12 protein-coding genes are annotated in these 11,577 nt (G+C 40.4%); all 12 read right to left on the bottom strand.

From position 1 onward, the window contains the following. Positions 1 to 145 precede the first annotated feature (145 nt). A complete protein-coding gene (gene hisF, locus BUF13_RS18795; protein ID WP_073573360.1) occupies positions 146 to 901 on the bottom strand; it encodes an imidazole glycerol phosphate synthase subunit HisF in 756 nt (251 codons plus the stop codon). Positions 902 to 1,101: 200 nt separating this feature from the next. Beyond that, a complete protein-coding gene (gene hisA, locus BUF13_RS18790) occupies positions 1,102 to 1,818 on the bottom strand; it encodes a 1-(5-phosphoribosyl)-5-[(5-phosphoribosylamino)methylideneamino]imidazole-4-carboxamide isomerase (RefSeq protein ID WP_073573498.1) in 717 nt (238 codons plus the stop codon). A gap of 97 nt (positions 1,819 to 1,915) precedes the next feature. After that, a complete protein-coding gene (hisH, locus tag BUF13_RS18785) occupies positions 1,916 to 2,512 on the bottom strand; it encodes an imidazole glycerol phosphate synthase subunit HisH (RefSeq protein WP_073573359.1) in 597 nt (198 codons plus the stop codon). A 129-nt stretch (positions 2,513 to 2,641) separates the two neighbouring features. Continuing rightward, entirely contained in the window at positions 2,642 to 3,418 is a 777-nt protein-coding gene (locus BUF13_RS18780; protein ID WP_073573497.1) for a phenylalanine 4-monooxygenase, read from the bottom strand. 282 nt (positions 3,419 to 3,700) lie between these two features. Beyond that, on the bottom strand, positions 3,701 to 4,720 hold the full coding sequence (gene aroF, locus BUF13_RS18775) for a 3-deoxy-7-phosphoheptulonate synthase (RefSeq protein ID WP_073573358.1): 1,020 nt from the start codon (positions 4,718 to 4,720) through the stop codon (positions 3,701 to 3,703). 191 nt (positions 4,721 to 4,911) lie between these two features. Further along, complete coding sequence (gene trpA, locus BUF13_RS18770; protein WP_073573357.1) at positions 4,912 to 5,685, bottom strand: tryptophan synthase subunit alpha; 774 nt, start codon at positions 5,683 to 5,685, stop codon at positions 4,912 to 4,914. A 116-nt stretch (positions 5,686 to 5,801) separates the two neighbouring features. Beyond that, positions 5,802 to 6,980, bottom strand: a complete 1,179-nt coding sequence (gene trpB / locus BUF13_RS18765) for a tryptophan synthase subunit beta (RefSeq protein WP_073573496.1) — start codon at positions 6,978 to 6,980, stop codon at positions 5,802 to 5,804. A gap of 4 nt (positions 6,981 to 6,984) precedes the next feature. Beyond that, positions 6,985 to 7,638, bottom strand: coding sequence for a phosphoribosylanthranilate isomerase (locus BUF13_RS18760; protein WP_073573356.1), 654 nt, complete (start codon positions 7,636 to 7,638; stop codon positions 6,985 to 6,987). After that, entirely contained in the window at positions 7,638 to 8,456 is an 819-nt protein-coding gene (gene trpC, locus BUF13_RS18755; RefSeq protein WP_073573355.1) for an indole-3-glycerol phosphate synthase TrpC, read from the bottom strand. The genes BUF13_RS18760 and trpC overlap by 1 nt, the downstream gene beginning before the upstream one ends. Positions 8,457 to 8,465: 9 nt before the next feature. Beyond that, complete coding sequence (trpD, locus tag BUF13_RS18750) at positions 8,466 to 9,476, bottom strand: anthranilate phosphoribosyltransferase (protein WP_073573354.1); 1,011 nt, start codon at positions 9,474 to 9,476, stop codon at positions 8,466 to 8,468. A 30-nt stretch (positions 9,477 to 9,506) separates the two neighbouring features. Then, on the bottom strand, positions 9,507 to 10,073 hold the full coding sequence (locus tag BUF13_RS18745; RefSeq protein ID WP_073573353.1) for an anthranilate synthase component II: 567 nt from the start codon (positions 10,071 to 10,073) through the stop codon (positions 9,507 to 9,509). Between the two features lie 31 nt (positions 10,074 to 10,104). Continuing rightward, positions 10,105 to 11,517, bottom strand: a complete 1,413-nt coding sequence (locus tag BUF13_RS18740) for an anthranilate synthase component I family protein (protein WP_073573352.1) — start codon at positions 11,515 to 11,517, stop codon at positions 10,105 to 10,107. Positions 11,518 to 11,577: the final 60 nt, after the last annotated feature.

Raw genomic sequence — 11,577 nt, 5'->3', positions numbered from 1 at the left:
AATCTGACAAGTCAGATTGAAATAGAATTACTATTTCTGCCCAATTTATTGGGTACTATTTCTAAAGTATTTCGATTGTATTCTCTTGATTTTACAAATTCGTATACCTAATTCAAAACCTTCGGGGTTTTCCAAACCTCAAAGGTTATTTTCTAATCACAATCCCCTCTTCATCCAAATAACTTTTCAACTCGGGGATCGGAACTTCTTTAAAGTGAAATATACTGGCAGCCAAGGCTGCATCAGCTTTACCAAAGGTAAAGACATCTTTGAAATGAGCCATATTTCCAGCACCTCCAGAGGCAATTACTGGAATGGATAATGCTGAGGAAATTTCAGAAGTAATTTCATTTGCAAAGCCAGCCTTGGTCCCATCATGATCCATAGAAGTCAACAGAATCTCTCCTGCTCCTCGATCAGCCACTTCTTTGGCCCAAGCTTGAGTTTGAAGCAAAGTTGGTTTTCTCCCACCATGCGTATGGACATAATCTGTACCGTCCACATCTCTCGTATCAATGGCAACAACGATGCACTGGGATCCGAATTCACGAGCCATTTCATCTATTACTCCAGGATTTTTTACTGCAGCTGAATTGATCGAAATCTTATCCGCTCCTGCGTTTAGCAAGACTTTCACATCTTCTACAGTAGAAATTCCACCTCCAACAGTAAATGGAATATTGATGGCCTTGGCTACTTTGGTTACCAGATCAGCTAAAGTCTTTCTCTTGTCAACGGTTGCTGTGATATCCAGAAAGACCAACTCATCCGCCCCTTCGTCTGAATAGGCTTTTGCCAACTCCACCGGATCTCCGGCATCTCTCAATTGGACAAAATTCACCCCTTTGACAGTTCTACCATCTTTGATATCTAAGCAGGGAATGATTCGTTTGGTTAGCATGATAGATTTCCGGGTTTTAAAATTTCATTATTCATCATTCGATATTCACAATTCAAAATTACGATTTACGGTATTGGATTTACGGGGCTTTTGTTTGAAGGATTCCTTTCTTAATAACTAGACCTTTTTAGGAGTTAAGAATTGAAAATAGCATTCGAGGTTCAATTCCACTTCGTAAATCATAATTCTAAAATCGTAAATCAATTAAACGCTGCCAATTCCTCCAAACTCACTCTCCCTTCGTAATAGGCCTTTCCAACAATGGCGCCATAGACTCCAGCTTTCTCCAAGTCTTCTAGATCCTTGACTGAAGAAACCCCTCCACTAGCAATCAATTTCAGTCCGGGAATTTCCTGCAAAATTTCTTTATACAGATCAGTTGAGGGACCTTGCAGCAGACCATCTTTTGCCACATCAGTACAGATTACATAGCTGATTCCTTTGCTGACATAATCTTTGATAAAAGGAATCAAATCCACAGAAGTTGTTTCTTCCCAACCTCCTACGGCGATTTTTCTGTTTTTGGCATCCGCTCCCAAAATGATCTTTTCAGCTCCATAATTTTCAATCCAGGACTCGAAAAGAGATCTATTTTTCACTGCAATGCTTCCACCCGTGACTTGCTTTGCTCCCAATTCAAATGCCTTTTCAATTTCGGTATTGGCTTGAATTCCTCCTCCAAAATCAACATGAAGGGAGGTTCCACTCGCAATTCTTTCCAACACATCGCCATTAGTGATCTTCTTAGCTTTCGCGCCATCCAAATCCACTAAATGCAATCGCTGAATTCCGGCTCCTTCAAACCTCTTTGCCATTTCCAATGGATCATCATGGTATTCTTTTTTACTGGAATAATCACCTTGACTCAGGCGAACACATTTTCCTCCGATAAGGTCGATTGCAGGTATAATTTGCATGGTTAGAATTAGAATTACTTGTCCGCCGTGGCGGATTGAAAGTTTGGAAAATTTGATGGTCCAATTCCCCCTTTCAAAGGGGGGCAAGGGGAATTATTTATATACTTAGAAAATTAGAAAGCAGCTTCTCCCCAACCTCACTACTTTTCTCTGGGTGAGCCTGAATAGCCCAATAATTATCCCGATTTAAAATGGCAGTAAAATCATGAATGTAATGAGTTGTCGCGATCGTAGCCTCACTCAACTCTGCATAATAGCTGTGCACATAATATACGAATGGGTTCTCAGGCAAGTCTTTGAGTAAAGGATTCGCTTTCAGGTTTTCCAATTCGTTCCACCCCACATGAGGAACTTTAAATTCCTGAGAGTTTTCCGGAATGAATTTCTTGACCTTCACTGGAAATATCCCCAAACATTCGGTGTCATTTTCCTCTGAATGCTCACAAAGCAATTGAAGCCCCAAACAAACTCCCAAAAAAGGCTGCTTGATGTCTCGAATCACTTGATCCAAGCCTCTTGCTTTGAGGTAACCCATCGCTGTACTGGCTTCTCCCTGTCCAGGAAAAATCACCCGATCGGCAGATTTGATCTCATTGGGATCATCTGTCAGAATTGGGTGAGCTCCCAGTCTTTCCAAAGCGTAGAGAACAGACTGGACATTCCCTGAATTATATTTTATGACTGCTATTTTCATATTTTGGAGACAGAAGACAGATGACAGAAGTCGGAAGTGCAATACTTCGGTCTTCCGTCTCCGGTCTCCGGTCAATAATTATTATCAATAAATAGAATTACAACTTCCACATCCAAACTTCAAAACCTCCTACTTCCCGCTTCCTACCATCTCCACAAGTACTTCCTGAATTTCAGGCAAAGACTCATACAATTGCTCGTAACTTTCAATCACGAAATACTTGTCCTGAAACTTATCTTTCCAGTATTCCTGATTAAGAATTCTGCGGACATCATACGGATAATGTGCCGGTTCATTTGAAAGGCTAAATTTAGTCTCTCCTGCCGAACTGAGTATACCTGCACCGTATATTTTTAACTCTCCATCTTCACGAATCAATCCAAATTCAATCGTAAACCAATAAATCCTGCTCAACAACTGGATTGCCCATGGATCTTCGATGTGTTTCAAGGCAATTCCTGAAAGTTTTTCCAGAAAATCCACATAAGGCTGATTAGTCAGCAAAGGCATATGGGCAAAAGCATCATGAAACATATCAGGTTCTTCCAGATAATCCAATTGGGACATTTTGCGAAGCCAAGTAGAAGATGGAAAACGCTTGTTATTCAGCAAGCCAAAGAACAAATCATCATCGATTAATCCAGGAACCACCTGAACTGCCCAACCGGTCGTTTTCTCCAAAATCTGATTCAATTCCTCAAAATTGGCAATCTCATTTGCTGTAAAACCGACTTTCTCCACACCTTCCAAATAGGCTTTGGAAGCAGCCTTAGGAAGGTTTGGCATTTGTCTTTCAAACAAGATTTTCCAAACCTTGAAATCCTCTGGAGTATACTGGTCATACTCCTGCTTCAAATCCTGAAGTCGGGGGTCGCTAAAGACCCAGTCTTTTGGTTTTTCCATCATTTGTCTCATTGTTATTATTTGGGTTTATGTAAAATCTCTTTTGTTTGTACCAACCCTCCAAGAGTTCTAAACCCTTGGAGGGCAAATGGTATCCTAGAAACGAAAAAGGCCTATTCCGAGATGGAATAGGCCTTTCTAATATTTCTTTCAAAAACATAGTATTCCCATTCCATCATTGGAGATGATAGTAGGAATGATGTACAAATGTTCTTGGTGTTGGATTCATTTTATTTTAATGATGGCTCTAATTTACACAGATAAGTCTCTTAGTACAAGCCTATTTTACAACAATTCAAAACCTTTTCTCATTGCAAAGCTTTCTCTGATCCAAGAGATCAGTCTTTCGCTTTGTGCAAAGTCCAAAGTTTGCTGTCCATCTGAATAAGCTTTCTCAGGAATTTCATGGGATTCGTAAATGATTCCATCTGCTCCAGACATCACTCCAGCTAAAGCCATTTGAGGAACATAAGCTCGGATACCAATTCCATGAGAAGGATCTACAATGACCGGCAGATGGGATTTAGCTTTCAAAATCGGAATCGCATTCAAGTCCAAGGTATTTCTGGATGCCTTTTCGTAGGTTCTGATTCCTCTTTCACAAAGAATCAATTTTTCATTTCCCCCTGAGAAAACATACTCAGCTGATTGAAGCAGCTCTTCGATGGTTCCAGAAATCCCTCTTTTAATCATTACCGCTTTGTCGACTTTCCCCAATTCATCCAACAAGTTGAAGTTTTGAGAGTTTCTAGCACCTACTTGGTACACATCCACATAAGGATACATCTCTTCGATCTGGGAAGTTTGCATCACTTCTGTCACGATCTTGATTCCAGCTTCAGAAGCGACATCATGCCATAATTTCAAACCTTCCAGTCCCAATCCACGGAATGCATATGGGCTACTTCTCGGCTTAAAAACGCCTCCACGCATCATTTTCACCCCGTTTTTCACACAGTGATCCACGACTTTACGGATTTGCTCTTCGGACTCAATCGAACACGGACCCGTGATGATAGCCATTTCTCCATCTTTGATAAAGATATTGTCTCCCAAATCAATGGAAGTAGGTTTTACTTTCCACTTTTTGGAAACCAACTTGTATTCGTCCGAAACGATATGGATATCCTGAATCCCATCTAATTGGCCGATTTGGCGGATGTCAAATTCTTTCTTTCCAATCCCGATGATATAGTCCCCCAATTGGGTTTTTACTTCGGTAGTTTTATAGCCAATTCCATTGACCTTATTGATCAGATTTTCTTTTTGCTTGTCAGAAATATCCGGTTGAAGCTGTATGATCATTTTTATTTATGATTTATGAGGCTATTTAACTTTTATATGTTTTTGACCTCTTAATTCTCAATTATCTTTTTAGAACTTATGAATTACGAAGTACGGGCTACTTAGTCACCTCAAGCGAATTTCTAAAATCTGAAATTTGAAGGTTAGACTTTATTCGACAATCTCTGTTCTCTTGCCTTCTAATCTCTTATTCAATTTATTACTGACTGAATGTAACTCTGAACATCCTCTTTCAAGTTTTCAGAATTCTTCAGCACTTTAATAAAAGCCGATCCAATGATGGCGCCGTTACTATAATTAGAAGCTGTAGTGAATGTTTCAGAATTAGAAATCCCAAAGCCAATCAAACGAGGATTTTTCAGATTCATTTCTCTTACTCTTTCGAAGTAATTGATCTGCTCCTCGGAAATCCCACTTTTAGCACCTGTAATGGAATGAGAGGAAACCATATAGATAAATCCATCGGTATTTCCATCAATCTCACGGATTCGCTTCTCTGATGTTTGCGGAGAAATCAAGAAAGTATTCACTAAACCATAGGAATCAAACAGGGCTTTATATTCATCCAAATACTCTTGCATTGGAAGATCTGGTAAGATCAAACCATCAACTCCCACTTCTTTACATTTCTTACAAAACGCCTCCATACCGTATTGCATGATCGGGTTCAAATAGCCCATCAGCACTACCGGCAAATGGACTTTCGCACGAAAACCTACTAATTGCTCGAACAGTTTATTCATGCTCATCCCATTTTGCAAAGCAATCTGGTTGGAATCCTGAATAGTCGGTCCATCCGCAACAGGATCTGAATAAGGAACTCCGATTTCAATAATATCTGCCCCTCCCGCTTCAATCGCTTCCATAATTGGAACAGTATCCTCTAAGTTTGGAAAACCTGCAGTGAAGTAAATGGAAAGAACTCGCTCCTTCTTGGTATTAAATAGTGTATGTATCCGGTTCATTGTTTTGTATTCACAATTGAAAAATTGGAAAATTTGATTTGTTGAGGAACTTCATTATTCGAAATTCAACATTCGATATTTTTAATTTCGTATTTCGTAATTCCTAATTCGAATCTTCAATATCCTCCCCACTTAATATAGGTCTCCAAATCTTTATCTCCTCTTCCAGAAAGATTGATCACGATGACATCATCTTTCTTGTATTCGATCATATTCAAGGCATACAAAGCATGCGCAGATTCAATTGCAGGGATAATTCCTTCCAACCTGCTCAGCTCAATCCCTGATTTCATCGCATCTTCATCTTCAACAGCCACAAATTCAGCTCTGCCAACCTCAAACAAATGTGCGTGAACAGGCCCGATTCCCGGATAATCCAATCCAGCCGAAATAGAATGTGGCTCGACAACCTGACCATCTTCCGTCTGCATCAAAATAGTTTTGGACCCGTGCAAAATACCTGGAGTTCCTTTGGCTGTGGTAGCCGCTGTTTTCCCTGATTCTACTCCCAAACCTCCAGCTTCTGCAGCAATCAATCTTACTTCTGGAGTATTATAGTAATGGAAAAATGCACCTGCAGCATTGGAACCTCCACCTACACAAGCGATCACCAAATCCGGATTCTCTCTTCCTTCTTTCTCTTTCAATTGCCATTTAATTTCCTCAGAAATCACAGACTGAAATCTCGCTACCATCTCTGGGTAAGGATGCGGTCCTACCACTGACCCGATGATGTAATGCGTGTCTACCGGATTGTTAATCCAAGCTCTCATTGCTTCATTTGTGGCATCTTTCAAAGTTTTGGACCCTGAAGTCGCAGGAATCACCTGAGCTCCCAATATCCTCATCCTCTCCACATTGGGACGCTGACGCTGGATGTCCAACTCTCCCATATAAACCGTACACTCCATCCCCATCAAAGCGCAAACTGTAGCTGTTGCAACTCCGTGTTGACCAGCACCTGTCTCAGCAATGATTCGCTTTTTCCCTAACTTCTTGGCAAGGATAATCTGGCCAATCGTATTGTTTACTTTGTGAGCACCTGTATGGCATAAATCTTCTCTTTTCAGATAGACTTTTGCACCATATTTCTCAGAAAGTCTGGATGCGAAATAAAGAGGAGTCGGTCTCCCCACATAATCCTTTAATAATCCCCGAAATTCAGCTTGGAATTCAGGAGATGCCATGATGGCTTCGTAGTTTTCTTTCAGCTCCTCCACATTGGGATGAAGCATTTCTGGGATAAAGGCCCCTCCAAAGCTGCCATAATATCCTCTTTCGTCTACACCTATCATTGCTTTAATTTTGTTTATGGTTGTTAGCACCTGAATTCATCAGATGATTTTTAAAATTTCTTAGTTTCTGGATGTTTTTCAATCCGGGAGACAGCTCAAACTTTGAGTTCAAATCCACTCCTTTTAAATGTGGAGACTGTGCCGCAAATTCAAGGATTTCATCTACACTTTCTTCGTCCAGCCCTCCACTTAGGAAATAGCCTTTTTCAAAAGGGTAACTTTTTAAGATTTCCCAATCAAACTTTTGACCGGATCCACCATGAGCTTTGGTAGCGGTGTCAAATAAAAAGAGGTTGATATGCGGAACGTAATCTTTGTATAAACCCCAATCCACATCCTCTTTTACAGAGATTACTTTCCAAAGTTCACAATCTGTTTGGTTGGACAATTCACGAACCATTTCAGGACTTTCCTTTCCATGAAGCTGAATCGCCTTTAAATCAAATTTTTCAACTTTGTCAAGAATTTGATCAATCTCTTCATTGACAAAAACTCCAACTTTCTTAATAGGAACTCCTTTCAATTTTTCGGCTGAAGAATCTAGCACAAACCGAGGGGATTTTTCATAAAAGATCAGTCCCATCCAATCAGGCTTTACTTCCTGAATTAGCCCCTGAACATTTTCAGGCTCTCTCATGCCACATACTTTGACCTCCATCAGACTTTGCTTAGTTCTTCCTGAGCTTGAAGTTTTTTAAATTCCTTGATGAAGGTGTAAGCTGCTTGCTCGGGTCTAGCCGATTTCATGAAATTTTCTCCAATCAAGAACCCGTCAAAACCTGCTTTTTTCAACTGAACCATGGTTTTCGGATCAGAAATTCCACTTTCCGAAATTTTTACAAATGAATCAGGAATTGCATCCACCAAAGAAAGTGAAGTTTCAATCGACACATCGAAAGTTTTCAAATTCCTATTGTTCACACCGATCAAGTCCACTCCATCGTTGATGCTTTTTTCCAACTCTTCACCATCGTGCACTTCCAAAAGCACTTCCATTCCCAGGCTTTTAGCGAAATAAGCCAAGGATTTCAATTTTGCTGGTTCCAAAGCTGCCGCAATCAACAAGATACAGTCGGCACCAATTGATTTTGCCTCGATGATCTGGTATTCATCCACCACGAAATCTTTTCTAAGAATCGGACAGAAATTAAACTTTCGTGCAATTTTCAAATCATCATTGCTGCCTCCGAAATACACCTGATCCGTCAAAACTGACAAAGCAGATGCTCCTGCTTGCATGTAGCCGATACTCACTGTTTCTACAGAAGCCCCTCCATTAATTACTCCTTTGGAAGGGGACTTTCTTTTAAACTCGGAAATAATTCCTGACTTGTCAGGGTGAGTCACATACTTTTTCATAGAGACTACTTTCCCATCGAAATAGATGCTTTTCTCCAGTAGTTTGACTGGAATCAAACTTTTTTTATCAGCGACCTCTTTGTACTTGTCTGCGATGATTTTATCTAGAATATTCATAATTGTTGATTAGGCGAATGAAACTGAGGTTTTGGGATTGACAAGACCGTAGAAGACTTCAAGTGCCTTTCCACTCATCAATACTTCTTCGGCTTTGGCTACTGCATCTGGAAAATCCAGATTTTCGTCCGCTGTCACCAAGGCTGCCGCAGAATTCGCGATCACCACAGAATTCTGTCCTTTTGTCCCCTTGCCTTTCAGAATGCTTTCAAATATTTTGGCTGTTTCCTCGATGGTTTTGCCTCCTTCAATTTCCTCGGCTTTTAGCTTTGGTAAACCAATCTGCTCAGGCTGGAATAACTTCTCACCTCTGTTGGAAACCATTTTAAAAGCACCTGTTAACGAAATCTCATCATACCCATCCAAGGAATGGACAATCGAGAATTGAGCATCGCTCTCTTGATAAAGGTACCCGTAAAGTCGTGTTAGCTCTAAGCTAAATACACCAACCATTTGCTTTGCGGGAAAACTCGGGTTCACCATTGGTCCCAACATATTGAAGAAGGTCTTCACTCCCAATTCTTTTCGAATTGGCGCAACATTTTTCATAGCGGGATGGAAAAGCGGTGCATGCAAAAAGCAAATTCCTGCCTCGTCCAAAGACCTCCTGATTTCATTGATATCATTGGTAAATTCGTATCCGAAATAGGACATCAAATTAGATGAGCCACAGATAGAAGAAACTCCCGTATTGCCATGCTTGGCTACATTCTGGCCAGCTCCCGCTACAATAAATGAAGAAAGAGTTGAGATATTAAATGTATCTTTTCCATCTCCTCCCGTACCGCAAAGATCCATCGCGTCATACTCTGCAATATTCACCGGAATACACAATTCCAGCATTGCTTCTCTAAAACCTCTCAGTTCTTCCACTGTAATTGATCGCATCATATAAACGGTCATAAATGCAGCAACTTGAGATTGATTATAGACTCCAGAGGCCAAACTTTTCAACACTTCTCTCGCTTGCTCTTGAGAAAGTGTTTTGTGCTCGATTAGGTGATTAAGTATTTCTTTCATGATTTACAGGGTCTTGTGATCTCAATCAAATCAAGATTCAATCCAATTTTGAATTATTTTAATTCCGTTTTCAGTCAGGATACTTTCCGGGTGAAACTGAACTCCTCTGACAGCAAATTGTTTGTGTCTCACTGCCATGATTTGCTGATCTGGTGTCCTTGCAATCACTTCTAATTCCGGAGACAAATCTCCTTCATTGATTACCCAAGAATGGTATCTTCCAATGGCAAATGATTCTGGAACACCTTCAAATAAAAGATCTTTTTCCACTTTCACTTGAGATGCCACTCCATGAAGGACTTCCGCCAAGTTTATCAAACTTCCTCCAAAAGCTTCTCCTATTGCTTGATGTCCTAAACAAACACCCAAAATAGACATGGTTGCAGCATAGGTTTTGATCAGCTCTGGCATAATTCCCGCTTCAGAAGGAATCCCAGGTCCCGGGGAAAGAAGGATTTTGTCGTATTTATCAACTTCCTCCACCGTGATTTTGTCATTTCTGATGACGTCCATTTGATCACCATAACCTAGTTGCCTGACTATGTAGACAAGGTTGTATGTAAAGGAATCGTAATTATCTAGAACGAGAATTCGCATCTTTTTTTCTTTTTTATATCAGTTGGAAAGTTCATATCCCTTCCGCCGCTCGAAGAGCTACTCTCAAGGCCTCTAATTTATTTGCTACTTCCTGAAGTTCTGAAGGGATGGAAGATTTGGCTACCACACCCGCTCCCGCTTGGAATCGAAGTTTATTGTTCTCAGAAACAAAGGATCTAATCAAAATTGCATGATTGAAATCGCCATTGAATCCTAAATAACCGATGGCTCCGCCATAAAACTGTCTGCTGACATTTTCCAATTCATCAATCAGCTCCATTGCTCTGTATTTCGGTGCGCCAGACAAGGTTCCTGCTGGGAATGTATCAGCCACTAGTTGAAGTGGGTTTGCACCTTCCGGAAGATGTCCGGTAACTTTTGAAACCAAGTGAATCACGTGTGAGTAGTATTGAATCTCTTTGAATACATCAACCTTGACCACATCTGAGGATCTTGATAAGTCATTTCTGGCCAGATCCACCAACATCACATGCTCTGAATTTTCTTTCGGATCATCGTAAAGCTTTCTGGCCAATGCGGCATCATCCTGATCATTCCCTGTTCTTCTAAAGGTTCCTGCTATTGGATAAATCGTGGCCGTTTTGTTTTTAACTACGATTTGAGCCTCTGGAGAACTACCAAATACTTTGAAAGAACCATAATCAAAGTAGAATAGATATGGGGATGGATTTACTGAACGAAGTGCTCTGTAAACATTGAATTCATCCCCTTTAAATTCCGTCGTGAATCTTCTGGAAAGGACTATCTGAAATACGTCACCACGGAAGCAATGCTCTCTACCCTGATTAAGGATTTTCAAAAATTCCTCATCTGTATAATTCGAAACTTCCTCTCCTACCTTCTTAAAGGAATAAGTCGGAATATTCTTATTGATCAGCAATTGTTCAATTTCATCCATGTACTCAGGATTTTCAGCACCAGCTACTCTGTGCTCGAACAAATGCAACTCATTTTTAAAATGATCCACTACAATGATATTCTGGTACATGGAGTACCACATCATCGGAACCTCCGTAGGCTCAGTTTTGGTCAGCTTGATATCCTCAAACCATCCTACCGTATCATATTGGATATAGCCAAAAAGGCCATTGGTGCTGAACTTGAACTTGTCAGGAGTTGGATCAAACTTATTTCCAAAAGCCCTCAAAGCATCCATGAGTCGATTTTTGGCAGAGACTTCATAGGAAACCTCTTTTCCATCAGGAAGCTTTTCAGTCACTTCCCCATTGTTGAATTGAAAAGTAGCCAAAGGATTAAAACAGATATAGGAATAGCTGTTTTCCTGACCATGGTAATCTGAACTTTCCAATAAAATCGGATTGGCGAAACGATCCCTAATCTGCAAATAGATACTCACCGGAGTGATCGTATCTGCCAGACGCTTTCGGTAGGTAGTCAGAATCGGATATTTTACGTGGTTCATTCGTGGTTAAATTTTGGCACAAAAAAAGGCTTACCGGGAAATCCAGTAAGCCTCTACTAT

This window comes from Algoriphagus zhangzhouensis (genome assembly GCF_900148515.1).
Lineage (GTDB): Bacteria > Bacteroidota > Bacteroidia > Cytophagales > Cyclobacteriaceae > Algoriphagus > Algoriphagus zhangzhouensis.
Note: the sequence above shows the minus strand (reverse complement) of the source record. Positions and strands in the feature narration are given on the sequence as shown.

Coding starts and splice junctions, on each gene's coding strand:
- trpB (WP_073573496.1), bottom strand. CDS start 6,980: ATGATAGGTGTAGACGAAAGAGGATATTATGGCAGCTTTGGAGGGGCC.
- hisF (WP_073573360.1), bottom strand. CDS start 901: ATGCTAACCAAACGAATCATTCCCTGCTTAGATATCAAAGATGGTAGA.
- BUF13_RS18780 (WP_073573497.1), bottom strand. CDS start 3,418: ATGATGGAAAAACCAAAAGACTGGGTCTTTAGCGACCCCCGACTTCAG.
- BUF13_RS18740 (WP_073573352.1), bottom strand. CDS start 11,517: ATGAACCACGTAAAATATCCGATTCTGACTACCTACCGAAAGCGTCTG.
- trpC (WP_073573355.1), bottom strand. CDS start 8,456: ATGAATATTCTAGATAAAATCATCGCAGACAAGTACAAAGAGGTCGCT.
- trpD (WP_073573354.1), bottom strand. CDS start 9,476: ATGAAAGAAATACTTAATCACCTAATCGAGCACAAAACACTTTCTCAA.
- hisH (WP_073573359.1), bottom strand. CDS start 2,512: ATGAAAATAGCAGTCATAAAATATAATTCAGGGAATGTCCAGTCTGTT.
- BUF13_RS18760 (WP_073573356.1), bottom strand. CDS start 7,638: ATGGAGGTCAAAGTATGTGGCATGAGAGAGCCTGAAAATGTTCAGGGG.
- BUF13_RS18745 (WP_073573353.1), bottom strand. CDS start 10,073: ATGCGAATTCTCGTTCTAGATAATTACGATTCCTTTACATACAACCTT.
- trpA (WP_073573357.1), bottom strand. CDS start 5,685: ATGAACCGGATACATACACTATTTAATACCAAGAAGGAGCGAGTTCTT.
- hisA (WP_073573498.1), bottom strand. CDS start 1,818: ATGCAAATTATACCTGCAATCGACCTTATCGGAGGAAAATGTGTTCGC.
- aroF (WP_073573358.1), bottom strand. CDS start 4,720: ATGATCATACAGCTTCAACCGGATATTTCTGACAAGCAAAAAGAAAAT.